This is a genomic window from Haloarcula halophila (assembly GCF_029278565.1).
GTDB classification, from domain to species: Archaea; Halobacteriota; Halobacteria; order Halobacteriales; family Haloarculaceae; genus Haloarcula; species Haloarcula halophila.
Genome location: NZ_CP119559.1, coordinates 459,759 through 486,103, shown reverse-complemented (window position 1 = coordinate 486,103; position 26,345 = coordinate 459,759). Strand labels below are relative to the sequence as shown.

Sequence of the window (26,345 nt, the reverse complement as noted above, 5' to 3'; positions counted from 1 at the left end):
CTCAGCGCGCCCGGTCGACGACCGTCTCGCCGTCGACGACGACGTTGTAGGCCGCCTCGTCGTCGTTCCAGAGGACCAGCCCGTTCTGGATCGAGAGGAGGTCCCCGTAGTCGGCTTCGACCAGGTCGGCGTTGAGCATCGAGGCGTCGGTCCGGACCGCGAAGTGGTCGGTGGCCTCGCTACCGTCGCCGATCAGGAACAGCGGATTCCCTCCCTCCGAGAGGTCCGGACTCAACTTGATCGCCAGGAGGTTCACCCGGTCGGTGACGAACTCCTCGGCGTCGGCCATCGGTGCGTGGACTCCGCGGTCTGGGGTCATCTCGATGCGGGTCCGCCCGTCAGTCCGGAGGACGCTGTAGGCGTACTGGACGTCGGTGTTGACGAACTCTCCCGTCCCGCCGCCGGCGTCGTCCAGACGGCGCTGGAGGTCCGGAACGTCGATGTCGGGCTTGCGGTCGAACGACCAACAGTCTCCCTTCGGACGCTGGTGTGGCCAGAGCCGGACCGTCGGGGCGTAGACGGTCGCGGGACCGTCGTCTGCGACGGCCCGTTCCGTCTGCCGGAGGTCGGTCGCGGTGGTGCGGTCGGCCGGAGCGATCGCCAGCATCGTCCCGTCGTCCTCCAGAACGCCGAGATACCGGCGGACAGTCGCTTCCGGATCGTCGAGTTCGCTGAGGACGTTCCCGAAGAGGATCAGGTCGAACGGTCCTTCGGGGTCGAACTGTTCCGCCTGCTCCCGGTGGATCGTCGTTTCGACGTGTGGCGGCGCGCTCTCCAAGAGGTGCTCCAGTACGTCCGCTGCCGCGCTCGGTTCGACGGCGTGGTAGTCGAGCAGTCCGTCCTCGGGCAGGAGATCGAGCAGGCCAAGCGCCGGGCCGCCGACGCCGGCACCGACGTCCAGCATCCGGAGTCTGGACGGGAGCAGGCCGTCACGAGCGAGATCGGCCAGCAGGTACTGGGCGGTCGCGTAGTAGTCCGGGAGGTGGTAGATCGCGTACCCCAGCGCGGTGAGCCGGTCGTACTCGACTGACGCGCCCTGGAGGTACCGCTCCTTGGTGTCCCGGATGGGCTCGCGGAGTCGGTCGCCGCTGTCCCCGCGGTGCCAGTCAGGGCCGAACTCCTCGACGAGCAGGTCCTCGACGGCGCGGGCGTACGGCGTCGGGAACGAGTCGACGCCGTGGAACGGGACCGACAGCGGTTCCTCCGGGGCCGGCACGAATGTCCCGTCCTCGCGCTCGACGATGGCGAGGTCGAACGCTTCCTCCCGGAGTACTTGCCGGACCACCGCGGGATGGGGGCGGTCCTCGACGTACTCGTGGATCTCCTCGGGGTCGAGCGGACGGACGCTCCGGAGGTACTGGGCGTTCTCGCGGATCTGTCGGCGTGTGTCGGCGTTCATAGCTCCTCGTAGATGCGGGCGAACTCCTCGGGGTCGGCGTCGGCCAGACGGCGGGCGGCGTCGGCCACCCCGCCAGCGCCGTCGAAGGCCCGCTGGATGTCGGCGTAGACGCGGGGGTCACCGCCGGTGACGGCTTCGACGAGGTCGGCCAACCCGGCCGATATCGGCGTGTGGAACGACTCGGGGACGTCCTCGGCGGCCAGCGCGAACGCCAGGACGGCAGTGTGGGCAGCGGCCTGGACGGTCTCCATCGCGGTGTCGTGCTCCTCGACGGTCGTCTCGAAGAGCGCGTTCCCGGCCGCCGATAGCGCCTCCCTGAGCCGCTGAACGGTCGGTCCCCCGGCGTCTCTCACGACGGCGACGTTTCCGGGGGCGTTGTCCGGGGCGAAAAGCGGGTGGAGGCTCATCCGTTCGACGTCGGGCGCGGCCGCCCGCATGGCCTCGACCGGTTCCCGCATGCTCCCGGTCACGTCGACGACAGCCTCGGTCGCCAGGGGCGCGTACTCCTCGATGGCGACCCGTGCGACCGGCATCGGGACGGCCAGACAGACCACGTCGAAGCGCTCGTCGGTGTCGGTCTCGACGGCGCGGCCGCCGACGGCCCCGGCAGCGGCGTCGGCAGCGCTCGGATCGGTGTCGGTGAAGGCGACCGTCGCGTCGGCGTGATCCCGGAGCGTCCCGGCGACCCACCGCCCCATCGCGCCCGCGCCGACGACGAGAACGTTCATCGACCGGGCGTAGCCCGCCCCGTCTCAAAAGGCGTTCGGTCACCCGTGGGACGGGTGGCGAACGACCCGTCGGTTCCCACTCTGACGATACCGACGTAGACGCCCGTCGAAATCGACAGAGGGCGTCCGGACGCCCCCTCCTAAACGCTTATCCGTCACCAGAGAGTGGAGCAAGCCATGAAGCGCGTTCGATTCCGTGACTCCGGGGGGAACGTCCGAGGCGGCCGCTGGACCGTCGAGGACGGTGAGCCTGTCGTCACTGCCGCGGCCGGCCCCTACGGCCGCATCGCCTTCGGGGACGAGAGCTACGACCCCGACGAGGTGGATATCCTCCCTCCCTGCGAGCCCACGAAAGTCGTCTGTATCGGCCGTAACTACGCTGAGCATGCCGACGAGATGGAAGAGGAGCTGCCCGACCGGCCGATGTTGTTCCTGAAAGCTCCCAACGCCATCGCCTCTCACGGCAACACGCTCACGCTGCCCTCGGGCAAGGAACGGATCGATCACGAGGCGGAACTGGGCGTCGTCATCGGCGAACAGTGCAAGAACGTCTCCGAGTCCGGCGCGATGGACGTGGTCGCGGGCTACACCTGCGTCAACGACATCTCGAACCGCGACGATCAGAACCGCGAACAGAACTGGGTCCGCGGGAAGGCCTTCGACAACGCCTGTCCGATCGGTCCCCTGGTCGCGACGCCGGAACACGTCCCCGAGGACGCGACCATCGAGTGTCGGGTCAACGGCGAGACCCGCCAGTCCTCCTCCCGTGAACACCTCATCTTCTCTATCCCGGAACTCATCGCGGAGATCACCGAGTACCTGACCCTGGAACCGGGTGACGTAATCGCCACCGGAACGCCCGAAGGCGTCGGCCCGCTCTCGGACGGCGACACCGTCGAGATCGAGATCGAGGGCGTCGGCACGCTCGAACACTCGGTCAAGATCCCGTAATCGCGCATAGCAACGCATAAGTTTAGGATTGCCTAATCCAGCGACGAGATGGAGCAGCGCGAGCCGTCAGACCGCGCGGACGTCTGTGTCGTCGGCGCCGGCCCCGCGGGTGCACTCGTCGCCAGTCGACTCGCTAGCGAGGGCCACGACGTGGTCGTCCTGGAAGCTGGCCCCCGCTTCGACTTCGACTCCCGCCAGGAGCGGATGGAACGGGCTATCAGACCGGGCGACGGCCGGGATGTCTGGGAGATGGGGGGCGAGCGAGACGCCTACAGCGCCAACGGCGAGCGACACTACCCGCTCAACATCTCCCGCGTGAAAGGCGTCGGCGGGTCGACGTTACACTGGCAGGGGATGGTGATGCGGCTCCACCCGACGGATTTCGAGGGGGGCCACGACACCGACGACCCGGCCTGGCCGATCAGTTACGACGACCTCCGGCCTTACTACGCCGAAGCCGAGCAAGCGATGGGCGTCGCCGGCGACGCCGACAACCCCTTCGCGCCGTCCCGGGAGACCCCCTATCCGATGCCGGGGTTCCCGCCCTCCTACAGCGACTCGCTGTTCGCCGACGCCTGCGAGTCGCTCGGGATCGCCACCCACTCGGTGCCGAACGCACGCAACTCGGAGACCTACGACGGTCGGAGCCAGTGTGTGGGCTACGGGACCTGTCAGCCGGTCTGTCCCTCCGGTGCGAAGTACGACGCCAGCGTCCACGCCCGGGACGCCGAGGCGGCCGGCGCACGGATCGTCGATCGTGCCCCCGTCCAGCGTCTGGAGACCGACGGCGAGGGCGGAGTCACCGCCGCCGTCTACGCGACACCGGACGGGACCGAACACCGACAGCCCGCCCGGGAGTTCGTCCTGGCGGCCGGCGGCGTCGAGATCCCCCGGCTGTTGCTGTTGTCACAGTCCGAGCAGCATCCCGACGGCCTCGCTAACTCCTCGGGGGTGGTAGGCCAGTACTTCATGGAACACCTCTACGCCGGGGCCGACGGCGTCTTAGACCAGGAGACCCGCCAGAACCACGTCGGGTTCATCACGAGCGAGAGCCACCAGTTCTACGACGACCCCGGCCAGGCCGTCGAGCGTGCCGACACCGGTGAGACGGTCGTCGAGTCGGCCGACGAGTCGCTCTCGCCGATCAAACTGGAGTTCCTGAACTACGCCGGCCCCTCCCCGGTCGAGATGGCCCTCGGCGGCGAGTCCTGGGGTGACGAACTGCTCGCCGATCTCCGGGCAGCCTACGGAACGCACATCGCAATGGGCGGACTCGTCGGACAGCCACCCAGGAAGGAGAACCGCGTGACGCTGGACACCTCACAGACCGACGACCACGGCAACCCGGTCCCCGACATCCAGTGGTCACTCGGTCCCCGGGTCGAGCGCTCGCTCAGGCGGGCCAACGAGATCCAGCGGGCGATCCTGACGGAACTCGGCGCGGAGATCGGCGGCACCATCGGGCCGGACGCGACCGGTCCCGCCTACCACCACATGGGGACCACCCGGATGGGGACCGATCCCGCCGAGAGCGTCGTCACGCCGACGCTGCGGACCCACGATCTGGCGAACCTCTCGATCGCCTCCTCGTCGGTGTTCGTGACTGCGGGATCGCTGAACCCGACGCTCACGATCGGTGCGCTGGCGCTGAAATGTGCCGACCACGTCGACGAGCGTCTCTAGTAGTACAGCCCGAGGATGGCGCCGGCGTCGAGCAACAGGAGGACAGCGACGACGGCGGCCCCGAGCAGGAACGGCCGGGCCTCGCGGGCCGGTTCTCCGACCTTCTTCTGTTCGAACCCGTCGGAGAGTTTCGACGCGCCGACCTCGACGAGGCCGGCCAGCAGGAACCACAGCGCGACCATCGTCAGGACGAGATGTCCCCGACCGCTCCCGGTCAGTGACGCCGCCGTGTATCGGGTCGCGGCCATGTGACCGCCGGTCAACAACAGTATTAGCGCGCTCGTCCGCGAGACGATCTTGAGTTTCCCCACGACGGGTTCGAGTGCCCGTACCCGGGCGTCGCCGTCCATCGCGACCGGTAACACGGCGTAAACAGTAAACAGGACACTCCCCGACCAGAGCCCCGCGAACACGAGGTGGGTTCCGAAGATCGCGGCATCGACGATGCTCATGGACGGTGGTCGGACGGGACCGTCTTGAACGTCCTGCTTTCGCCCGCCTGACGGCCGGGACCGTCCCCGAAGCTGTCGACCGTCGCGGTGTCGTTCCACCGTCCCGGTATGTGAAAAGCTTTCACCGCCGGCGCTACCACGAACAGATATGCCAGGCGACATCGACAACACGGCCGATGCGCTCTCCCGTGTTCGGACGAACGGGAACCTCGATACGGTCGAGATCACGGACGTGACCGAGGAAGGACACGAGGTCTGTCTCCACATGGAACTGCCCGGCGGTGCCTCCCTGGAGCAGTGTTTCAAACGCCCGCCGGTCTGGGGCGCTAACTGCGACCTCAAGCGGTTTCTGGACGCCTACGGGCTGGCACCGGACGAAGTCGACGAACTGACCGGCAAGCGGGTTCCGGTCGATCGCGAGGTCGTCGACGGGACGCTCCAGTTCGAGATCGACATCGAGGCGCTCCCGATCGAGTGACGACGGGGAAAGGGATAACCACAAGCCGTCCCCCCGATAGTGTATGGACGTTCTCGTTACTGGCGCACACGGAACCGTCGGGACGGCGATCACCGACCATCTCGGTGACGACGATCGGTACACGTTCACTCTTCTAGATATCGAGGACGTGCCCAGCCCCCACGAGACGGTCGTGGCCGACATCCGGGAGTACGACGAGATCCGCCCCCACTTCGAGGGGCAGGACGCTGTCGTCCATCTGGCGTTGATTCCGGGCACGGGCGGCCCCGATTCCCGAGCGCTGACCTGGAACACGGCACAGGCCGAGAACCTCGAAGCGCTCCACAACGTCTACGAGGCGGCGATCGACGCCGGCTTGGACAGCATCCTCTTCGCCTCCTCGAACCACGCCGTCGGGATGGTCGAGGCCAAGAACGCTCCCGAGGTCTACCACGACCGTGGCATCGTCGCCGGCCACGAGGAACCACACCGGCCCGATTCCCCGTACGGGCTCACGAAGAGCTACGGGGAGGATCTCGGTCGTCTCGCCGCCGAAGCCCACGGGATCAGGGTCTACGGTCTCCGTCTCGGGACGATCCGGAACCCGGAGTACGACCATCCCTACGGCGACGCCGAATACGGCGTCGACGAGGGTCGCTGGGAACGGGGAAGTGATGCCTACGAGAAGTGGGTCGCACGCATGAAGGGGCTCTGGCAGTCCCGGCGCGATCTGGCACAGATGGTCGCGTGTTGCCTCGACGACGACTCCGTCGAGTGGGACCACTTCTACGGCGTCAGTGGCAACGAGCGGCGGTGGCTCGACGATCTCGACCACGCCCGGGAGACGATCGGGTACGAACCACGGGACGACGGCGAGCAGTGGGACGGACCGCCCGAGTGAGTGTCGTTCCAGGCTGGTTTCGACGAGGTGAAGATTTATTTACCGCTACGAAGAACTATGTTCTATGGCAACAAACCGCAAGGGCGGTGCGTCGCCGCTGGCACGCATCCAGAGCCGCTACGAGGGAACGAGAAAGAAGTGTCCGGAGTGTGGCTTCGTCGACGAGGCCGGCAACTGGGAGAGCCGGACCAACGGCGGGAAGATCGTCTACCGCCACACCTGCCCGAGTTGTGACGCCGAGCGCGAACACACGTTCTCGATCCTCGGGTAGACCGGCCGTTCCAGCGCCCGGAACAGGTGGTCACTCTTAAGCCGCCCCACCCGCTTGGCACATCCATGGAGCCACGCGATCTCTCGTCGCACACGGTCTATCGGGCGGGCCGGGGTATCGAAGAAGTCGCCCGGGAACTCGGGATCGATCCCGGCGACCTCGTGAAACTCGCCTCCAACGAGAACATGTTCGGGCCGAGCCCGGCAGCAGTCGACGCGATCCGGAGCTCGGCAGAGGGGATGCATTCGTACCCGAAAGCCTCTCACGCCGACCTCGTGGCGAGGATCGCCGATCATTGGGACTGTGAGACCGAGCAGGTCTGGCTCGGGAACGGCGGTGACGGGGCGCTGGACTGTCTCGCCCGGGCGATGCTGGACCCGGGGCAACGTGTGCTGGTCCCCAACCCCGGGTTCGCGTACTACCCGATGAGCGCTCGCTATCATCACGGGACCGTCGCCGAGTATAGTCTCTCGAAGGCCGACGACTTCGCGCAGACGGCCGAGACAGTCCTGGAGGACTACGACGGCGAGCGGATCGTCTACCTCACGAGCCCACACAACCCGACCGGTGCGGAGTTCTCGACCGACGCAGTCCGGGAGATCGCCGAGGACACTGACGAGCAGACACTCGTCGTCGTCGACGAGGCCTACGGCGAGTTCTCCGACCGGCCGAGCAAACGGTCGTTGCTGGCTGACCGCGACGACATCGCGATCCTCAGGACGTTCTCGAAAGCCTACGGCCTCGCCGGTGTCCGGATCGGCTACGCGATCGTTCCCGAGACCTGGGCCGACGCCTACGCCCGGATCAACACGCCCTTCTCGGCGAGTGAACTCGCCTGCCGGGCCGCCCTGGCGGCGATGGACGACGACGAACACGTTCGCAAATCCGTCGAGACGGCCGCGTGGGCCCGGGAGTACATCTACGACGAACTCGCCGCGGACACCTGGAAGAGCGCGGGGAACTTCGTCCTCGCCGAAGTCGGGGACGCCGAGGCTGTCACCGACGCCGCACAGGAACAAGGGGTCATCCTGCGGGATTGCTCCTCGTTTGGCCTCCCCGACTGCGTTCGGATCACCTGTGGGACCCGCGAGGACACGCGCCGGGCCGTCGACACACTCAACGGGATCGTCGAGGTGACAGAGGCGTGAGAGTCGCTGTGACCGGGACACCGGGGACGGGCAAGACGACGGCGACCGAGCGACTCGACACCGATCTCGACGTAGTCCATCTCAACGACGTCGTCACCTCCGAGGGGTTCTCGACCGGCGTCGACGAGGAACGCGGGAGTCTCGTCGCCGACCTCGACGCGGTGGCCGACTGGCTCGACGGTCACGAGGACGTCGTCTTCGAGTCTCACCTGGCACACCACTTCGACGCCGACCGTGTGGTCGTCCTCCGAGCCCACCCCGAGACCGTCGCGGACCGGCTGCGCAGCCGCGGCGACGAGGAGGCCAAGGCCGCCGAGAATGCCGAGTCGGAGGCCCTGGACGTGATCCTCTCGGAAGCCGTCGACCGTCATGGGACCGATGCCGTCTACGAGGTCGTCACGACCGACAGCGACCCCGACGAGGTGGCGGCGGCCATCGAGTCCGTGATCGAGGGCGAGCGCGAACCGAGTGCGGGAACCGTCTCGTACGTCGACTGGCTATGACCCTGGACCGGTTCAGACCCCTCGCCGACCGCGCACTGGGGCCGTTCGTCAGCGCCGCCCGGATGACCGGCCTCTCGCCCAACGGCGTGAGTGTCATCGCCTTCCTGCTGGCGGTGGCTGCAGGCGGCGTCTACGGCGTGGCGACGCGGGACCCCCTGTTGTACCTGCTCGGGGCTGTACTGGTCTTCGCGAACGGCTGGCTGGACCTCGTCGACGGCGCTCTCGCCCGGGAACTCGACGTGGCCTCCTCGGGCGGTGATCTGCTCGATCACGTCCTGGACCGCTACGCCGACATCGCGATCATCGTCGGCCTGGCCGCCGGAATCGACCGGTGGGCGCTCGGTATCGCGGCCGTCACCGGCGTCCTGATGACCTCGTATCTCGGGACACAGGCCCAGGCTGTCGGACTGGACCGTGTCTACGGTGGGGTGCTCGGCCGGGCCGACCGGCTAGCGCTCGTCGGTGTCGTCACCGGCATCGCCGCGTTCGTCCAGGCCCGGCCCGCTGGCCTCTCGCTCGTCGGCTGGCTCCTCGTGGTCTTCGCACTGGTCGGGCATCTCACCGCTGTCCAGCGGTTCTATCACTCGATGCGGGCGTTGGACTGACACGATCGCCGGCACACCATTTATACACTCCCCTCTCCAACCCGGCAGTATGGTCCAGTGCGAGATGTGCGGCAAGGAGGTCTCGTCTCCGAACCGCGTCAAGATCGAGGGTGCTGAACTCGACGTCTGCGACGAGTGTACCGACTTCGGCACGGAGGTCACGACCGAGGATTCCTCCACGACGTCGACGAAGTACTCGACGTCCTCCAGTGGGTCGGACAGTTCGTCCTCGACCGCTTCGAGTGCGAACTCGTCCAGTTCCGGCGGTGGCCGTCGCCGTGACATGTTCGACGAGATGGACGAGGTGGCCCAGGACTACGACCAGCGGATCCGGAACGCCCGTGAATCCGACGGGATGAGCCAGGAGGACCTCGCACGGAAGCTCAACGAGAAGGCGAGTCTCATCCGGAAACTCGAACGCGGGGATACGCTCCCGACCGACGAGATCCAGACGAAACTCGAACGCGAACTGGGAATCTCACTGAGCGAGGGGGGAAGCAGTGAGGAGAACGAGTGGTCGAGTGGCGAGAGCCAGGGGAGCTACACCCTCGGGGACATGGTCGAACGCAAAGACTAGAGTCTGAGGTCTTCTTCCTCGACGTCGAGTTCGTCGGCGAGTGCATCCACGCTCGTTTCGATCTCGTCGATATCCGATTGGAGTCGGTTGTACTGGTCGCTCTCACGGAGTTCCGATTCGGTCTTCTCCAGTTGGAGGACGTTCCGTTTGAGTTTCTTCGTCGTCAGCCGTCGGAGCTGGTCGTTGTAATCCGCGATCTTCTCCAGGCGCTCGACCACCTCGACCAACTCGTCGCGCGTGACCGGCTTCACGATGTAGTCGTCGACGCCCATCTCGATGATCTCGAAGTCCGGGTTCACCGCCGTGACCATCGCGATCTGGCAGTCCACGCTACTCTCTTCGATCTCGGCCAGGACCTCGTTGCCGGAGACGACGGGCATCCGTCGGTCCAAGAGCACGATATCCGGCTCGCGGTCGAGGAGTTCGATCGCCTCTTCGCCACCGTAAGCGGTCACCACGTCGTACTCCGCTGTCGCGAGATAGTCGGTGTAGAGGTCGGCGAGATGCTGTTCGTCTTCGACGATCAGGACCGTCTGTGTTCCCCCAGCGCCACGGTTCACGGTTCAGTTGTCGATGAGGGCGTAATCCGTCTTAATACCCCCAGCTTTCGTGTGGTACCGGGACCCGCACAATCTATTTGCCCGTCGGGTGAGGTGGTAGTCGTATGTTCGTTCTCGTCAATCTGAAGGCGTACCCGTGTGATCCGATCGAGGTCGCGACTGCAGCAGCGGATGTCAGCGACGACGCTGGTGTCCGCGTCGCCGTTGCACCCCAGGCGGCACACATCGAGTCCGTCGCCGAGACGGGCGTCGAGACGTGGGCACAGCACGTCAGCCCGGTCGAACACGGCAGCCACACCGGCAGCACGCTGGCCGAGGCCGTCGCCGACGCCGGTGCCGTCGGGACCCTGCTTAACCACTCGGAGAACCGGCTCAAACTGGCAGACATCGACGGCTCCCTGGACGCTGCCGACCGAGTCGGGCTGGAGACGATCGTCTGTGCGAACAACCCGGCACAGATCGGTGCCGCGGCCGCGCTCGGCCCGGACGCCGTCGCCGTCGAACCGCCGGAACTCATCGGGACTGGGACGCCGGTCAGCAAGGCCGACCCCGACATCGTCACCCGCGCTGTCGACGCGGCCGCTCGGGTCGACGGTGACGTGGACGTGCTGTGTGGCGCAGGAATCTCCACCGGCGAGGACCTCGTCTCGGCGAGTGACCTCGGCGCGTCCGGGGTCCTGCTGGCGAGCGGCGTCGCGAAGGCGGACGACCCGCGGGCCGCACTCGAAGACCTCGTCGAACCGCTGGTCTGAACCTACTCCTCGGTGTCGACGATCTGTCCTTCGAGTCTGTCGGCGTACTCCTTGCGCTGTTCGGCGGGGAGATCCGTCGCCGTCTCCTCGTCGAGGAGCTGGTCCAGTCGCACGTCGTAAGAGCCACGCCCGACGTGTTCGACGAGTCCGCGAAGCCTGAGGGTTCGGTTCCGGGCGTAGGCTGCAGTTCGGTCCCCCGAGCCACCGGCCGAGAAGTGTGCGTTCAACGGCGTCCCGGGACCTTGTTCGACGTAGAAGGAAAGCATCTGCCGCGTCTTCCCCTCCAGATCGGCGATGTCGGCAGCGAGATCCGCGACAGCCTCCGGGACCGAGCCGTCGATCGGATCGATCGGTGCGGCCGCGTCGCCGGCCGGAGCCGTGGTCCCACTCTGGGCGGTCGCACCGCCGGCGTCAGCCTGCTCGCTGGCTCCCGAGGACCCGCTGCCAACCGACGCCATCGCCGCGGCGAAGGCGGACTCGGCGTCGTCGCCGTCCCCGTGGCCGTTGGCTGACACCGCGTCCGCTCCGGCGGATTCGCCGTTAGCGTCGGCGGTCGGCGGGCTGTCCATCCCTTCCTCGGGTACGAAGTCGCCGAACGCGTCGCCGAAACCGCCGCCGGAGGGGGTCTCCGGTGTCTCGTTCTCGGCAGCCGCGTCGTCCCCGGCGTTCTGTCCGTCGGCGGCATCAGTGAACCGGTCCTGGCGTCTCCGTTCCTCTTCTTTCGCGGTCCGTCCGGGGTTGTAATCGTCGACGTGGTCGACCAGTGCCTCGGTGAACTGTTCGGCCATCCGCGAGAGGTCCCGTGCGTCCTGGAGTTCCCGTTCCAGTTCCGCGATCCGTGAGTTCTTCTCGTCGAGTTCCTCCCGTAGTTCCTGGATGCGGTTCTCGGTGGCCTGTTGCTCCTCGCTGATCGTCTCCAGTTCCGAGACGAGATCCTCGCTGACGGACTTCAGTTCCGGGCGCTCGAAGTCGTCGAGGCCCGGCGTCGCGCCCGCGTCGAAGGTCTGCTTGCGGCGAAACTGGACCCGGTGGACGGCTTCGGCCCAATCCGTCATCAGGAACGCTTCCCCGTCGGCGAGATCCTCGACGGCATCGGCGTATGTGGAATCGAGGATCCGCCCGACGACCTTGGTGTCGTTGTTCCAGGTCAGCCGGTGCCAGACGAGCCAGTCACACTGGGTGATGTAGTCTTTCTTGACGTCGGCCGGCCGCTGGCTGATGCCGACGATCCCCAGCCCGTGTTTCCGGCCGCGTTTGCCGATCTTGATGAGCATCTTCCCGACTTCGCCCATCGACCCCTTCTCGGGCATCCACTCGTGGCACTCCTCGACGAGCATCAGGAACGGCTGTTTCTGCTTTTTCGCCTTGGCGAACAGTTGCTTGGCGACTTCCGTCAGCAGCGTCTCGGCCGCTTCCTCGTCGAGAAACGACGAGATGTCCAGGATGATCGGGACGTTCTGTTCCAGTGCGAGCGACGCGATCTTGCCCGCGTGATCCTCGGTGACCTGGATGTCACACTCCTCGTCGCCGCCGACGTGGAGGATCTCGTACTCCTCTTTGAGCCCGTAGTACTCCCCGTCGATGTCGACGATGAGCAACCCGAACCCGTTGTCGAGCAGTTTCTCCGCGATGACGCTCGCGGAGTTGCTCTTCCCGCTCCCGCTCTTGCCGGTGATGAACCCGCGACCGGTGAGCAGTTCCACCACCGGGAGGTTCACCGGGCGACCGGGATCGGTGTTCCCGCCGACGCCGTCGCTCGTATCGGCGACGGTTATCTGTTCGGTCTCTGCCATTCGTACTGTGTCGAAGACACCCACAGCCCATAACTATCCGTCAGACAGGCGTCTGTCGTCCGTTGACGCCACTGATCCGGGAAATCCCTAATGCCGTGGGAACCGAACCCCCATGTGGTCTGGTGAGTGATGGCACGGTACGAGACAGTCGTCCAGGACGGGACCGTCTACGTCGGGACCGCCGAGGGGCGGATCGAGATCGGCCCGCTGGAGGCCATCGTCGAAGCCGTCGGTGGGCCTGCCTGGACGATCGAGTACACCGACGCCTACAGGGAGCAGTTCCCCGAGGTCGACACCTCCGACGAGGGGTTGACCGTCGACGTGGTCGACATGCTCCGGGCGATGACTCACGGCGAGCAGTTCGTCCGGACGCTCGCGGCTCACCCGACGACGGTCCCGCCGGAGGACTCGCTCTCGCCACGGGCGGGGTTGTTCGTCGGGAAACTCCTAGAGAACCTGGAACACGGCGTGGACTGACTCAGCGGAACTCGTCGAGCGTGGTCTGGCCGTTCATCGTATCGAGTCGGGTCGGGCCATCGGCCGCAGTCGATCCGTCGAACGTACCGAGATGTGTCTGTCCATCCGTCCCCGGACTATCGGTCGGTTCCGCGCTCTCCTCGCCGGCGGACTCGAACCCGTCGAGACTGGCCTGCTGGCCGGCAGAGAAGTCCAGGTTGGAGACCCGAACGCCGACCTTTCGGATCTCGGTCTCGGCGAACTCTTCGAGGAGATCCAGCGCGACCGATTCGACGAGTTCCGGGTCTTCGACGGGTCCGGGTAACGAACGGGCGCGCGTGTTGCGCTCGAACGGCGGGGTGACGACCTTGATCCCGATCGTCTGATATCTGGCTTCCTGGCGCTGTGCGCGGTCCGCGACGGCCTCGGCGAGCGTCCGGACGCGGCGTCGAACCGTCTCGCCGTCGTCCGTCGCCTCGGTGAACGCGGACTCCCGCGAGAGACTCTTTGGGTCCCCTTTCGGGGTCACGTCGCGGTCGTCCTCGCCGCGGGCGAACCGGCGGATCTCCCGGCCGCGCTCGCCGAACGCGCCCGCGAGCAGTTCCGGATCGGCGTCGGCCAACTCGCCCGCTGTCTCGATCCGCATACTCGCGAGTTCCCTGGCAGTCACCGGACCGACGCCGTGGACCTCTTCGACGGGCAGCGGCGCGAAAAACTCCCGGATTTCGCCGGGTTCGACGACGACCAGCCCGTCCGGTTTGTCGTAGTCGCTGGCGACTTTCGCCGCGCTCATCGTCGGTGCCAGCCCGACGCTTGCGACCACCCCGACCGACGCCTCGATCCGGTCTTTGAGCGTGGCCGCCCACTCCCGTGCGCCGTCCCACTCGACCACGTCGGTGACGTCAAGGTAGGCTTCGTCGATGCTCACTTCACGGACGGTCTCGGCGGTCTCCTGGAGGATCGTCTTCACCTCCCCGGCGACGCGCTCGTAGTAGTCCAGGTCGACCGGGCGGTAGAAGCCGGCGTCGGAGACGTCCAACTCGGGGTCGTCCGCGGCCTCGACGTTCCGGGGGAGCAGGTCCAGCGCCTCGGAGATGGGCATGGCCGACTCGACGCCGTACTCCCGGGCCTCGTAGCTGGCCGTCGCCACTGCACCGTGTGACTCGTCGGGTTCGTAGCCCATCCCGACGACCAGTGGCTCGCCGCGGAGCGCCGGTTCGCGCCGCCGCTCGCAGGCCGCATAGAAACAGTCCATGTCGACGTGGGCGACGACCCGCTCGCGTCGGCTCGTCCCGGGCAGTCGCTGCCCGTCCATGTCTGCCCATGCGTGGTCGCTCGCCAAGTCGGTATCGTTGTCAGTCACTGTCGGCTGTGTAGACCGCCGTGGTGCCGTCGAGTCGGTCGAGGTTCGCACGGAGTCCCTCCCGCCGGCGCTCGCTCACGCCCGGCAAGAGCGTCACGGCTGCGACGCCGTCGAACGGGTGTGCCTCCAGTTGGCTCCGTCCCTCGAAGAGCCGCCCGTAGCCGTCGCTTCCCCACTCGACGTCGGTCGTCAACACCATCGCCTCGAAGGACTGCCCGTAGTTGGCTTCGGCCTTCGTCGAGAGGGTATCGAGGCGCTGTCCGACCGAGGAGAGTCCACGGGCCTCGGGGAACGCGAGGAGCAGATCCGTCACCGGATAGGCGGGGTCGGCGTCGAAATCCGCCGCGTACGCGCCCGGAACCCGTTCGAGTTCCGGCCCGTCGGTGACCCGGAAGGCGACGAACCTGGCCAACCCGTCCCCGTAGAGGTGGGCCTCTACCACCGGGACGACTCCGTCACCGAGTGGCTGGTGTTCGCCGAACCGGACGACAGCGCGCAACGCGGTCATGGACGCTACGCACTGCTACTGGACGAGTCAATATAAGGGTGAAGTAGTCAGCGGGGTGGCCGTCCCCCGCTGCATCGGTTGGCCGTCGGTGCCAATCCCGGAATAATACGACGGTGGTTCCCGCCGGGAGTCGTGCGCTCCATGTTAGCGTATAACACGAATCGACTTCAATCTTTCCCCGACCGGTCAGTCAGTTACCGGAACCCGCGTTCCCGCTGTCGTTGCGAGCGAGGTCGTCGTCTCGACTCGGTGGTCGCCCCGGGTCGGGTCCTCGGCTGACTCGCCCGCGACGACACTGACCATCCGCCCACACGCCATCTCACGGAGCTGGTCTCGGGCCCGGACGAACGGCTCGACGACGTCGTTTGATCGGTCACCGAGGGCGGAGGTATCCGTGACGAGCGTGAATCCCGTATCGAGATGTCGTGCCGAGGTGACCGCTTCGACGGCGAGCCGGGTGGCCTCCTCGGGGGTCGGCCGTCCCCGGAGGACGAGATGCAGCGTGTTCTCCCCCTGATCGGCGACCACCTCGGACCGTGCTTGCGTCAGTTCCATACCGTCTCTGACAACGGCGGGGAGCCTCACTCGCCCCCCTTACTGGTGAGGGCCGATCCCAGGGGGTGACGGTCACACTGTGAGCCGCCTGACGGTCGTTCCAGCGGACTCGATGTCGCGCTCGGCCGCAGCGGCCACCAGGATATCGTTCTCTCCGTACTGGATCGCCAACCGCTCCTCGAACGCCCCGTCGTCGGGTTCGACCAGCGCGGTGTCTGTCGGCGTCTTGATCGCGACGACCGCAGCAGTGGTCTCGACGGTGACGACGACCTGGTTCCCCTCGAAACTGGTATCGACCCGGAGCCCCGGGCTTCGGTCCGGATCGTGGCGTCCAGCCTCGCTGTAGCGCTCACGGACGAACGCCGGTGTTTCCGCAGGTCGTCCCTCGTCGATCCCGTGGGCGAGCCTGATGAACTGTGCCATCGCCCAGGCGAGCGGCGTTGCCGATCCCGTCCCTTCGCCGTACTCCCAGTCGTACTCCGTGCTGTACTCCCTGTCCCAGACCTGTTCCGCGATCATCCGTCCGGAGTTCGCGAACCGCTGCATCGTCCGGAGGAGTTCGGTCGGTTCCAGGGCGTCCTCGTCGGTGTCGGCCAGCAACTCGTACTCGCCGCGCTCGCCGGTCAACAACGGCCAGAGCCGGCCCTTCCCGCTGTTCTCGATGGCCCACGGTGCGCCGCTGTTCTCGCGGTCGCGTTCGCCGTAGCTGTCGCCGTTGTACCGGTAGAAGGCCGCCCCGGCGGGGAGATCGACGCGGATCGTGTCGTCGACCTCGGCGACCGAGTTCCGGACCGTCTCGTCGTCCCACGGGACGACCCCCAATCGCACCAGTTCGAGGAACCCGGCGTCGATGATATCCCGTTCGTCCAGTTGTGGGCCGCCGTTGGCCAGCCGCCGTCGGAAGCCCGTCTCCGGGTTGCCGTCACGGGTGATCCGGACGAAATACGGCGTTCGGGTATGCCTGTCCGTTCCGGTGTGTGTCGCCGTCCAGTTCTCGACCATGTTTGCCCAGCGGTCCGCAAGCGAGAGCCACACCAGCGCGTCGGCGTCCCGGTCTGTTTCCAGAGCGATCTGTGCTGCGCAGGCTAGCCCGGCGATCTCGGCGGCGATGGTCGACGGCGAGTAGCCCGACTCCTCTTCCCAGCGCTCCTGGCCCGTCGCGGGGCCGTTGCGGACCACGTAGTCGGCCGACCGGCGGACGTGCTCGTAGTCGTACCCGACGTCCGCGAACCCGTATCCCCGTTCCAGCAGACGGGCCGCCATCACCTGCGGGAGCGAGATGTTGTCCATCTGTTCGCCGCCCCAGCGGGTGTTCCCGTTGAGGTACGTGTTCTGCGGGATGAAGCCGTTCTCGTCCTGCTGGTACCGATAGATGTACTCCAGTTGGGTGACGGCGGTGTCCAGGTCGTCGACGAGTTCGAACGCGGTAAACACCTGATAGAGGTCCCGCGCCCAGACGAAGTTGTAGCCGTACCCCTTGGGCTCCTCGGCCGTGACGGCCTCGCCCCACGGGACCGACGGCGACGCGATCGAGCCACCCAGGAACGTCTTGTCCTCGACGGCGAGCAGCGTCATCAGTGCGGTCCGGTACTGGGCCGCCAGTTCGGGGTCGCCGGCCACCGACTCCGGAAGCGGACGGTCTTCGAGGAACGACTGCCAGGACTCCACGTACCCGTCCCTGACAGCGTCGTACCCGGTCGCCAGTGCGCCTTCGGCCTCCCCCAATGCCGCGGCAGTGTCGGCCTGTCGGGCGAAGCCAAGCGCCAGCGTCTCCGAGAGGCGCTCGCCGGCTCCCAGTTGCCCGACGAGGACGACGCTCTCGTTCGATATCGACTCTCTGGGCTCGGGCCGTCTGCCGTCCGCGAACAGTTCGCTGATCGGTCGGCTCCCGCTGGTGCCGACGGTCGCCCAGTCGAAGCGGTCGGCCGCGACCATCGCGAGGGCGACCGAGTATCCCTCCCCGTCCTCGTCGACCAACCGTGGCTCGGTTGAGGACCCGGTGTAGGCGCTCGCGTCCCTCGCTGCGAGGTGGTACCGACCGGGCTGGCCCAGTCGGAGGCCGCGGTCCTGCGTCCCGCTGTTTGCCAGTGCCACGTCGGCTGCCGCGAACAGGTCGTACTGGTTCCCGTCCCGTGCCTCGAACTCGACGTCGGCGACGACCGCGTCGTGGTCGGGATCGGCGACGTATTCGACCGTGAGCCGCCACTCGTGGCCCTGTCCGTCGCCGGTTTCGGTGACGACGTGGCGGAAACAGAGCGCGTCCGCCGCCGTCGGCTCGACCCGCCGCTCGACGGACCCGTCGGCCCGGCCGGCCCCCTCGACGTGGGTCCTGACCGTGTAGTCGTCCGTCCGACAGGAGACGATGAAATCAACTGTCCGGAGGTTCATCAGGTCCACCCGCGGGAACCGGACTTCCGTCAGCGCACCGGCAGTGAGCGTGAACCAGACCCGAGAGGGGTCCGCAGTCCGGTGGTCGGCGACGGTTCCGACCCCGAATTTCTCGCCGGTCGTCCAGCGGGGTCTGTCCGGCGGCCCGGAGGGCGAGGGCGCGGCGCTGGGCAGCGCATCGTGGGCCGCGAGGATCGCAGTCGCCTGCAACCGATAGCCGTGTGCGAACCCCAGCGGCGTCCCGCTGTCGGCCCGCCCGTCGTCGTAGAGCTGTTCGGGCAGGTATCCCAGATCCGTCACCAGCGGCCCGTCGTGTTCGAGCAGTCCGTAGAGTCCGGCGGCACGCTCGAAGAACGCCGTCCCGTCGCGACCGTTCGCTTCCAGCACCGCACCGAGTCGCGCGGCCGCGGCGGCGCCCATCGCCGTCGTCAACCCCCAGATCTTCTCGCCGTCCTGGCCGTCGGTCCGCCAGGTGTCCCCCTCGTACCGGATCAACCCGGCTACCGGCTCGCCGGCCGGGTTCCGGTAGAGTTCGTCGAGACACGCGCCGACGTGGTCGGTGAGCCGCTCGGCCGTCTCGGCGTCCATCTCGACACCGTCGAGCGCCGTGTACGCGGCGAACGCATCGACGAGCGCGAACGTCGCGGCGTCGAGCCGCAGGTCCAGTCCCCCGTCGGTCAGCCGAAGCGCGTACGTCCGGGTCGCGTCCTCCCAGAGTCGATCGAGTCCGTCCGCGACTGCCGCTGCGCCACTGCGCGCTCGCTCGCGGAGGTCGTCGGCGACCGGTGCGCCCGCGACAGTCGCGAACGCTTCGAGGTACGTCGCCGCCGTGTGGGTGAACTGGCCGACCATGTCCTCCCAGAGATTCTGACACGGACCGGGGAGGCCGCCGTCGTCGAGATGCCGCTCCATCGCCCCCACCGCTGCTTCGATGGTCTCCCGGATCTCGCTGGCGGTCTCGGGGGAGAGCAGGTCCCGCCGTTCCCGGAGTAGCGCCGCCAGGAACGCGGCTACCGTCGCCGTCTGGTCGGCCTGGTACTCCAGGGAGTCGTCGTCGCCCTCGACGTGTGCGTGCGCCCAGCCGGGTGCTAGCGATCCGTCGCGCGCCCAGACACGGTGGGGCCAGGTGCCGTCGGACAACTGTGTTCGACAGTACAACTGCGCGCTCTCGACGAGTTCGTCGTCGACAGTCAACCCCAACTCGGCGGTCGCAGTCAGCAGCGACTGAGCGATACGTGCGTCGTCTCGGAACCACGTGTAGCCGTATCCGCCCGAGTTGCGGTAGAACGGATCGAACTCCGGTGCTGCGATCCGGCCGCCACTGGGCGCTCGCAAGAGATCGAGTGCCCTGAGATCGCTCTGGACGACGCGTTCGCGGGCGATGTCCTCCGGGACAGTGATCTCCGTCCGGTCCCGCGCGGCCGCTTTGATGTCCCGGGCGCTCTGGAACCGCTCCGTACACGACTGGAGATCGCGGATCGCCGTCTCGCGGTCGATATCCCCGTGGTCCGAGAGCTGTGTCACGATCGTGGTTCGGAGCCCCCGCCCCTCCTGTTCGAGCGGTGCCTGGACGACCACGTCGCCACTCAGATGTGTATCCTCGTATCGCTCGCGTGGCTTCTCCCGGGGAAACCCGACCGGGTCGTCGGCTACCAGTTCGGGGAACGTCTCGGGAACTTGCCCGCGAACGCTGGCCAGCCCTGTCGTGGCCGAGACGTAGTCGTGTTCGTCGTGGTGAAACACCTCGACGACGGTCCCGTCGTCGGGGCCTTTCTCGGGGTGGACGAGCCGACCGACCTGTGTCTCTCGCCCCTCTGGTGCCAACGTGAGAAAGGCGAGCAACGACGCGTTCGGTGGGACTGCTCCACGGAGTTCCACGTGCGTGAGATGGGCACGGCCCAGCGTCAGGTCGTACTGGTGGACGGTGAACTCCCCGGCGTCGTACTCCGTCTCGATCAACGTCGTCTCCCGGTAGTAGTGTTGTCTGACCGTCTCTACCTCGTCCAGCCAGATCGTCCGGCGCGGCGTCTCGATGCCGAACCGCGAGCGATCGATCCCGTACAGCCCGGAGATCGCACTGGAGTAGTCACGGACGCTCCCCGATGGCGCGACGTGGACGAGTCGGTCCCCGTGTCCGGAGAACGCACCCGTCGACGCCTCGGCGTCTCCCCCACGCTTGTAGTCGTTGAGTGCCGTTCGCAACCGCATCTTCCTGCCTACAACAGCCCACGAGATATATGTCTCATGGTGTGTGTTGACAACCGGACGGAGATACGTCGGCAGTATCGCCGGTCCCCCACTGTTGAACCCTCGGATGGGGAAACAGTATAAGTGAGTTCGCGGTCAGGGTCCGGTATGAGCGATCCAGAGGCCGACTCCGGAAGCCAGTCGATCCCGATCTCGGTCGAGGTAGATATCGACAACGGCCGGACAGTCATCACTGCGACAGGTGACCGGGACGCCGCTGTCGTCGTCGAATCCCGCTCGGGCGAGCGGATCTACCTCCCGCCCGAGGACTTCGAGCGGCCACCGGACTCGGCCGGCGACGGGACGCCCCACTCGGACAGTCCGTACCAGTCTGCGGAGTCGGACAGCCCGTACCAATCAGTCGACGACTCCGACAGCCCGTATCAGTCCGCCGACGGCTCCGACAGCCCCTATCAGTCGGGCGGTGAGGGACCCCAACGTACCGGACTGTCACCGACGGCCGACGGGTTCCGCATCGTCCATCCCGAACCGGTCACGGACCTCAGAATCCTTCGCTGATCAGTTCTCGACGTCGTCTTCGCCGTCCTGTGGATCGGTATCGCCAGCTCCGGCGATCTTCTTGTACAACGTCGCGTGGTCTTCGGCCACTTCGTCCCAGGTCCTGACGTCGTACTCGATGGGCGTCTCTAGCGTCAGTGCGTACTCGATCCCGTCGGCGATCGAGTCCGACTGCGGTTCGACCTCGATGAGGCAGTCGTCCGGGAGTACTTCCGCCGCGCCGGCGTTACTCGCGACGACGCGCGTCCCGACGGAGAGCGCCTCGGTAAAGGTGATGCCGAACGGCTCCGAGAGCGACGGCGAGACGAACAGATCCGCACTGGCGTAGTAGTCGCCCAGTTCCTCCTCGGGCAGGTAGCCCACGAACTCGACCTGGTCGTCGATCCCGAGCAGATCGGTGAACCGTTCGAGCTGTGCGGTGAGGTGACCGGACCCACCTAACACGAGCGTCAGGTCGTCGCGACGGAGCTTCGAGAGGGCATAGAGGAGATACGAGATCCCCTTCTGGTCCGTGTGCCGGCCGAGGAAAAAGAGCATCTCGCCGTCGATCCCCAGTTCGGATTTGAGATCACGGCCGGTGGTTTCCACCGACGAGAACCCGTTGTAGATGACCGTGGACTCGCGGCCGTACTCCCGCCGGACCTTCCCCGCAGTGTACTCGCTGACGGCGACGAGATGGTCGGCGCGGTTGACGACCCGCTGTTCGGTCTGGACCTCCCGGTCCGGGGGTTCCATGTTACGGTCCGAGGACAGTGAGTGAAACGTCGTCACCCACTCGACGTCGTGTGTCGACTGTGCCCGCGATCCCGGATTGTAGCCGAACCAGTCGTTCGTGTGGACGATATCCGCATCGGCCGCCCGGTCGACGAACTCCCCCGAGAGCCGGCCGATCCGGGTGATGATGTCTCCCTGTCCGGTCGGGACGCCGTGGATGTTGTCGTACCCATCGGGGGCGTACTCCGCTGGCAACACGAGTTCGATGTCGATGTCGTCTCTGGTGGTGAGTCGCTCGAACAACTCCCCGACCGCCGTGTCCAGCCCTCCGGTCACGTTCGGCGGGAATCCCCACGCCAGCATCAGGACCTGTGTAGCCATCACCTACATGATTGACGGAGGGATACTTATACTGTTTCCCGGAACGCGACCCCAGTATCACTCGCCTACCGTACAGCTGTGTCACGCTCACATATCATGTTAGAAGGAAAAAAGAGATACCCTCCCCCCGAGAGAACCCCCCTATGGACGCAATAGTTCTAGCAGGTGGGTACGCGACTCGACTCTGGCCGATCACGCGGAACCGTCCGAAGATGCTACTTCCTGTCGGGGACGAGACCATTATCGACGGTATCCTCTCGGATCTCGAAGCCGACGACCGTGTCTCGGACGTGTACATATCTACGAACGAGTACTTCGCCGACGAGTTCCGGAGTCACATCGAGGACAGCGACTTCGAGAAGCCACAGCTCTCAATCGAGGACACGGCCGACGAGGATTCGAAGTTCGGCGTCGTCGGGGCGCTGGCTCAGCTTATCGAGCGTGAGGGCATCGACGACGACATGCTGGTCGTCGCCGGTGACAACCTCATGGGGTTCGATATCGGCGAGTTCGCCTCTTTCTTCGAGGAAGCCGGAACGCCGTGTCTCGCCGCCTACGACGTGGGTTCGAAGGAGCGAGCGACCTCCTACGGCGTGGTGGAACTCGACGGAACGCAGGTCGTCGGCTTCCAGGAGAAGCCGGACAACCCCAAGAGTACGCTCTGTTCGATCGCCTGCTATGCCTTCCCCAGTGAGACGCTCCCGCTGTTCGACGACTACCTCGCCGAGGACAACAACCCCGACGAACCGGGGTGGCTGATGCAGTGGCTCGCCGAGCGGGACGCGGTCAACGCGTTCACCTTCGACAGCTACTGGTACGACGTGGGCGAGGCCGACGCCTACATCGAGGCCGTCCAGTGGGCGCTGGAAAACGAATCGATCGTGGCCGACACGGCGACGGTCACCAACAGCAAACTCGGCGACAACGTCCACGTGATGGCCGACGCCACCGTCACCAACGCGATCCTCGAAGACTGTGTCGTGTTCCCGGGCGCCACTGTCGAGGACGCGGCCGTCGAGTGGTCGCTGATCGACCGGGAGTCGATCGTCGCGGACGTGGACCTCCAGGGCGCGCTCGTCGGCGAGCACTCGAAGGTCAGATAGCGACCCGATGGTTGAAATCCCTCCCCGGTGAACTGTCGCGTATGCGTTTTAGTCGCCGCAGCGGCGTGTTCCTGCACCTCAGTTCGCTCCCGAGCCCACACGGTATCGGCGATCTCGGCGCTGGTGCCCGTTCGTTCGTAGACTTTCTCGACCGGGCCGGGCAGTCGCTCTGGCAGATCTGTCCGGTCGGACCGACCGCCGCGATCCACGGCCACTCGCCGTACCAGACCTTCTCCGGGTTCGCCGGCAACCCGCTGCTCGTCGACCTGGAGTGGTTGGTCGACCGTGGCTACCTCGACAGCGGGACAGCGACCCCCCCATCGAGTGTCGACGACCACGAAGTGAACTACGAGGCCGTCGCCCAGTTCAAACGCGACTGCCTGCGGGAGGCCTTCGAGACGTTCCAGGACGCGCCCGAAGGGTCGGACAGTCAGTCCCTCGCCGAGTTCCGCGAGCGCGAGGCCGACTGGCTCGCCGACTACGCGTTGTTTCGCGCACTCAAACGGGAGTTCGACGGTGCTCTCTGGACGGAGTGGCCCGACGACGTGACGACCCGAGAGCCGGAGACCCTGGCGACCTACCGCGAGGAACTGGCCGACGAGATCGAGTTCCGCGCGTTCTGTCAGTGGGTATTCGACGAACAGTGGCGCGACCTGCGGGCCTACGCCAGCGATCGCGGGATCGATCTCGTGGGCGATCTCCCGATCTACGTCGCCCTGGACTCGGCGGACGTGTGGGCCTCGCCCGAGGCGTTCCGGCTCGACGACGACCACCGGCCGAAAGACGTTGCGGGAGTCCCGCCCAACGCCGGCGACACCGGCCAGCGCTGGGGCAATCCCGTCTACGACTGGGACCACCTGGCCGCGACTGGCTACGAGTGGTGGCTGGGCCGGCTCGACAGGCTGTTCGACATGGTCGACATCGCACGTATCGACCACTTCAAAGGGTTCGACGAGTTCTGGGCGATCCCGGCCGACAGCGACGACCCGGCCGACGGCCGCTGGCTCGACGGCCCGGGTGCCGCGTTCTTCGAGGCCGTCCGCGACCGGTTCGGAAACCTCCCGTTCATCGCCGAAGACCTGGGCTTCGTCGACCACAGCAGCTACGACCTCCGCACCCAGTTCGACTTCCCCGGGATGCGGGTCCCTCAGTACGCCGACTGGTGCGAGGAGGGGAACATGTACCAGCCGATGCATTTCCCCGAAAACAGCGTCGGCTACACGTCGACACACGACACCGATACGATCGTCGGCTATTACGAGTCCCTCGGCGAGCGCCAGCGCGACTGTCTCCACTACAATCTCGGCTCGGACGGCGAGGACGTCCACTGGGACATCATCGAGGCGGTCTGGAACGCGGACTCGACGATCGCGATGACGACGATGCAGGACCTCCTCGGGCTGGGGAGCGAGGCCCGGTTCAACACGCCGGGGACGGCCGACGGCAACTGGGCCTGGCGCGTGACCGAGGCACAGTTGACCGACGAGACTGCCGACGAGCTACAATTGATCACCGACGCGACGATTCGCTAGGCCCTACTGAGTCTGGCGACGACGTCGTCCAGCCACTCCGGCGTGTCGAGGTCGGCCAGGGTGCCGTCGCGTTTCGTCGTGACGATCTCGCTGTCCCCGTTCCGAGTCACGTCCACGCGCCAGGTCCGCCCGTCGTCGGTGCTGAGGTCGAATCGAGCGCCGCCGTCGGGCAGCGTCTCGACGTGTTCGACGGTCACGACGTCACCAGTGTAGACCTCGATCGTGTCTGGCATCGACGGGTCGTAGTTCCCCCGGTCGTAAAAACGTCCGCGGCCGAGTTGACTTCTGGCCCCTCGTCGGCGGCACGGATTTCGGAGTCGCCTCTCGTGTCCTGTTCGTTCGTTTCGACGGTTCGTGATCGCCGAACCGGGGGAGAGAACCGAGAGTAGCTCGGTTGAGATCATCCGGATCGACGGGGGTGGAATGCTCGATATCGAAGAGTCAGCAACACCTGTCCGTTCTGTGGAACGTTCGATACCCTCGAACTGACCACCCCGACTTATCAGAAATTTGAGTATGAAAATCGAGTATTCTGAGAAACCCGAAAATAGCCGCTACATGTCTGCTACCTTTAGAAAATTTAAAGATCGAGATGGGGTCGGAGGGATCAGTACCACGGCCGAAATCGCAGGTTTCAGGGCCTGAGACGGCAGATTCGGGCTTAATCATCTTTGGAAAGTGAGAGGTTTCCAATGTGGTTGCGACGGCGCTCTTCGAGCTTCTCCTCACCGGTCGCCACATCGTAGTGCCGGCGGATCGTCGACGGGGCCGAGTTGACCCGCTCAGCCACGTCCTCGATCGGCATTCCGCAATTGAGTTGCCAAGTGATCGAGCCGGTACGGATCTGGTGTGGTGACCGGGACGAAGGACACTGACTCGCGTGGGTCCGCTTCCGGTACTTGCAGATCTCTCTGTTGCGGCCGTGGGGACAGGACGTGTAGAGACATGGCTGGGTTCCCAGGTAGCACCAGGAGCGAACCGACGTATCAGAAGCGCGTCCCTGTCGCGTCGAGAACAGCGGGCGACGGCCGTGATCGTCACGCTTGTCTGGACGCTCCCGAGCGATGAACTCGTCCAAGACCTCGACGACCTGGGGCGGAACTGCGACCGGCCGCTCGCCGTCGTTCCCGTTCTTCAGACGAGTTCCAGTCTGGGGGCGATTGACGAATCGGAGAGTTCCTTTCTCTTCGTCGTAGTCGTCGAGATCGAGCGCCATCACACCGCTCATCCGGCAGCCGGTGAACCACAGCACTTCGAGCATCGCGTGCTGGGCCGTCCCGCGCATGGCAACCGAGTTCCGATAGTACTCGATCAGTTTCGCCGCGTCGTCGGGAGCGAGCTTCACCTCACTGCGTTCGTCCTCAGCTGAGAGCGAGGGAATCGGAACCTTGTCTTCGAGATCGTCCTCGACAGCCTCGATCCGTTCGAGGTAACCGACCAGCTGCTTCACCGCCATCATCTTGCCCTTCACCGTGACCGGAGCGTCTTCAGTAAGGGACCGGCGGTACTCGTCGAGGAGCCAGCCGGAGAGGTCGCCGACCTCGGTGATCCCTTCAGCTTCGCACCACTCGACGAACGGGGTGAGCCGGTTCCCGTAGCTGCGGATGGTCGAGTCGGTCGAGTCCATGCGACACTCATCGAGGAACCGCTCGCGAGCAGCGCGCGGTGCGAGATCGGACGGCGATCGGGTCACTGTGGACCCTCCAAGACAGCACGTTTTTGAGCGAACGGGGCAACGTAGGTCGTGCGGGCTGTCTGGCCCGCGCAGGTTTCGGAGTGCATCACTGACCACCGGAACC

26 protein-coding genes are annotated in these 26,345 nt (G+C 66.2%); 14 read left to right on the top strand and 12 right to left on the bottom strand.

Annotated elements, in window-relative coordinates; translation table 11 throughout:
• Position 1: 1 nt before the first annotated feature.
• Both P0204_RS02545 and P0204_RS02540 read right to left on the bottom strand, forming a co-directional pair.
• Positions 2 to 1,399: a small ribosomal subunit Rsm22 family protein gene (locus P0204_RS02545; protein ID WP_276221379.1), complete on the bottom strand. Its 1,398-nt coding sequence runs from the start codon at positions 1,397 to 1,399 to the stop codon at positions 2 to 4.
• Positions 1,396 to 2,127 (bottom strand): prephenate dehydrogenase/arogenate dehydrogenase family protein, encoded by a 732-nt coding sequence (locus P0204_RS02540; protein ID WP_276221377.1) that lies wholly within the window; start codon positions 2,125 to 2,127, stop codon positions 1,396 to 1,398. The genes P0204_RS02545 and P0204_RS02540 overlap by 4 nt, the downstream gene beginning before the upstream one ends.
• Positions 2,128 to 2,304: 177 nt before the next feature.
• On the opposite strand from P0204_RS02540, the gene P0204_RS02535 reads away from it, so the two are divergent.
• Complete coding sequence (locus P0204_RS02535; protein WP_276221376.1) at positions 2,305 to 3,078, top strand: fumarylacetoacetate hydrolase family protein; 774 nt, start codon at positions 2,305 to 2,307, stop codon at positions 3,076 to 3,078.
• Between the two features lie 48 nt (positions 3,079 to 3,126).
• A complete protein-coding gene (locus tag P0204_RS02530) occupies positions 3,127 to 4,761 on the top strand; it encodes a GMC family oxidoreductase (RefSeq protein ID WP_276221374.1) in 1,635 nt (544 codons plus the stop codon).
• Here the strand turns inward: P0204_RS02530 and P0204_RS02525 are convergent.
• Entirely contained in the window at positions 4,758 to 5,213 is a 456-nt protein-coding gene (locus P0204_RS02525) for a transporter (RefSeq protein ID WP_276221372.1), read from the bottom strand. The genes P0204_RS02530 and P0204_RS02525 overlap by 4 nt on opposite strands.
• A gap of 148 nt (positions 5,214 to 5,361) precedes the next feature.
• Here P0204_RS02525 and P0204_RS02520 point away from each other — a divergent pair, with 148 nt between their 5' ends.
• The 7 genes from P0204_RS02520 to P0204_RS02490 all read left to right on the top strand — a co-directional run bounded on the left by P0204_RS02520 (position 5,362) and on the right by P0204_RS02490 (position 9,675).
• The gene (locus P0204_RS02520; protein ID WP_276221371.1) at positions 5,362 to 5,691 is read left to right on the top strand and encodes a hypothetical protein; all 330 of its coding nucleotides are present in this window, start codon (positions 5,362 to 5,364) and stop codon (positions 5,689 to 5,691) included.
• Between the two features lie 43 nt (positions 5,692 to 5,734).
• Positions 5,735 to 6,571, top strand: a complete 837-nt coding sequence (locus tag P0204_RS02515; protein ID WP_276221369.1) for an NAD-dependent epimerase/dehydratase family protein — start codon at positions 5,735 to 5,737, stop codon at positions 6,569 to 6,571.
• A 64-nt stretch (positions 6,572 to 6,635) separates the two neighbouring features.
• Positions 6,636 to 6,842, top strand: coding sequence for an HVO_0649 family zinc finger protein (locus P0204_RS02510; protein ID WP_276221368.1), 207 nt, complete (start codon positions 6,636 to 6,638; stop codon positions 6,840 to 6,842).
• A gap of 65 nt (positions 6,843 to 6,907) precedes the next feature.
• Entirely contained in the window at positions 6,908 to 7,990 is a 1,083-nt protein-coding gene (hisC, locus tag P0204_RS02505) for a histidinol-phosphate transaminase (RefSeq protein WP_276221366.1), read from the top strand.
• Positions 7,987 to 8,493 carry an adenylate kinase family protein gene (locus tag P0204_RS02500; RefSeq protein WP_276221363.1) on the top strand — a complete coding sequence of 169 codons (507 nt, stop codon included), beginning with the start codon at positions 7,987 to 7,989 and terminating at the stop codon, positions 8,491 to 8,493. Before hisC ends, P0204_RS02500 begins: the two co-directional genes overlap by 4 nt.
• Positions 8,490 to 9,098, top strand: a complete 609-nt coding sequence (locus P0204_RS02495; RefSeq protein ID WP_276221361.1) for a CDP-alcohol phosphatidyltransferase family protein — start codon at positions 8,490 to 8,492, stop codon at positions 9,096 to 9,098. Before P0204_RS02500 ends, P0204_RS02495 begins: the two co-directional genes overlap by 4 nt.
• A 49-nt stretch (positions 9,099 to 9,147) precedes the next feature.
• Positions 9,148 to 9,675, top strand: a complete 528-nt coding sequence (locus P0204_RS02490) for a multiprotein bridging factor aMBF1 (RefSeq protein ID WP_276221359.1) — start codon at positions 9,148 to 9,150, stop codon at positions 9,673 to 9,675.
• Here P0204_RS02490 and P0204_RS02485 read toward each other — a convergent pair.
• Positions 9,672 to 10,235: a response regulator gene (locus P0204_RS02485; RefSeq protein WP_276221358.1), complete on the bottom strand. Its 564-nt coding sequence runs from the start codon at positions 10,233 to 10,235 to the stop codon at positions 9,672 to 9,674. The genes P0204_RS02490 and P0204_RS02485 overlap by 4 nt on opposite strands.
• 104 nt (positions 10,236 to 10,339) lie before the next feature.
• Between P0204_RS02485 and tpiA the strand changes: the two genes are divergently transcribed.
• The gene (tpiA, locus tag P0204_RS02480) at positions 10,340 to 10,987 is read left to right on the top strand and encodes a triose-phosphate isomerase (protein ID WP_276221356.1); all 648 of its coding nucleotides are present in this window, start codon (positions 10,340 to 10,342) and stop codon (positions 10,985 to 10,987) included.
• A 2-nt stretch (positions 10,988 to 10,989) separates the two neighbouring features.
• Here tpiA and P0204_RS02475 read toward each other — a convergent pair whose 3' ends face one another.
• Complete coding sequence (locus tag P0204_RS02475) at positions 10,990 to 12,780, bottom strand: helicase HerA domain-containing protein (RefSeq protein WP_276221354.1); 1,791 nt, start codon at positions 12,778 to 12,780, stop codon at positions 10,990 to 10,992.
• 129 nt (positions 12,781 to 12,909) lie between these two features.
• Between P0204_RS02475 and P0204_RS02470 the strand changes: the two genes are divergently transcribed.
• On the top strand, positions 12,910 to 13,257 hold the full coding sequence (locus tag P0204_RS02470) for a hypothetical protein (protein ID WP_276221352.1): 348 nt from the start codon (positions 12,910 to 12,912) through the stop codon (positions 13,255 to 13,257).
• Position 13,258: 1 nt separating this feature from the next.
• Here the strand turns inward: P0204_RS02470 and dinB are convergent, their stop codons facing one another.
• The 4 genes from dinB to P0204_RS02450 form a co-directional block, all read right to left on the bottom strand.
• The gene (gene dinB / locus P0204_RS02465; RefSeq protein WP_276223312.1) at positions 13,259 to 14,551 is read right to left on the bottom strand and encodes a DNA polymerase IV; all 1,293 of its coding nucleotides are present in this window, start codon (positions 14,549 to 14,551) and stop codon (positions 13,259 to 13,261) included.
• A gap of 40 nt (positions 14,552 to 14,591) precedes the next feature.
• Entirely contained in the window at positions 14,592 to 15,107 is a 516-nt protein-coding gene (locus P0204_RS02460; protein WP_276221350.1) for a hypothetical protein, read from the bottom strand.
• Between the two features lie 186 nt (positions 15,108 to 15,293).
• Positions 15,294 to 15,662, bottom strand: a complete 369-nt coding sequence (locus P0204_RS02455) for a hypothetical protein (RefSeq protein WP_276221349.1) — start codon at positions 15,660 to 15,662, stop codon at positions 15,294 to 15,296.
• Between the two features lie 72 nt (positions 15,663 to 15,734).
• Complete coding sequence (locus P0204_RS02450) at positions 15,735 to 20,258, bottom strand: DUF7997 domain-containing protein (RefSeq protein WP_276221347.1); 4,524 nt, start codon at positions 20,256 to 20,258, stop codon at positions 15,735 to 15,737.
• Positions 20,259 to 20,405: 147 nt separating this feature from the next.
• Between P0204_RS02450 and P0204_RS02445 the strand changes: the two genes are divergently transcribed.
• Entirely contained in the window at positions 20,406 to 20,816 is a 411-nt protein-coding gene (locus P0204_RS02445) for a DUF7510 family protein (RefSeq protein ID WP_276221345.1), read from the top strand.
• Here P0204_RS02445 and P0204_RS02440 read toward each other — a convergent pair whose 3' ends face one another.
• A complete protein-coding gene (locus tag P0204_RS02440; protein ID WP_276221343.1) occupies positions 20,817 to 21,911 on the bottom strand; it encodes a glycosyltransferase family 4 protein in 1,095 nt (364 codons plus the stop codon). It lies immediately after the preceding gene.
• A 143-nt stretch (positions 21,912 to 22,054) separates the two neighbouring features.
• Between P0204_RS02440 and P0204_RS02435 the strand changes: the two genes are divergently transcribed.
• Positions 22,055 to 23,014, top strand: coding sequence for a nucleotidyltransferase family protein (locus P0204_RS02435; protein ID WP_276221341.1), 960 nt, complete (start codon positions 22,055 to 22,057; stop codon positions 23,012 to 23,014).
• 41 nt (positions 23,015 to 23,055) lie between these two features.
• A complete protein-coding gene (gene malQ / locus P0204_RS02430) occupies positions 23,056 to 24,546 on the top strand; it encodes a 4-alpha-glucanotransferase (protein ID WP_276221339.1) in 1,491 nt (496 codons plus the stop codon).
• On the opposite strand, the gene P0204_RS02425 is transcribed toward malQ, so the two are convergent.
• Both P0204_RS02425 and P0204_RS02420 read right to left on the bottom strand, forming a co-directional pair.
• Positions 24,543 to 24,779, bottom strand: a complete 237-nt coding sequence (locus tag P0204_RS02425; protein WP_276221337.1) for a hypothetical protein — start codon at positions 24,777 to 24,779, stop codon at positions 24,543 to 24,545. The two genes, malQ and P0204_RS02425, sit on opposite strands and share 4 nt — an antisense overlap.
• Positions 24,780 to 25,207: 428 nt before the next feature.
• Entirely contained in the window at positions 25,208 to 26,173 is a 966-nt protein-coding gene (locus tag P0204_RS02420; protein WP_379801905.1) for a tyrosine-type recombinase/integrase, read from the bottom strand.
• Positions 26,174 to 26,345 lie beyond the last annotated feature (172 nt).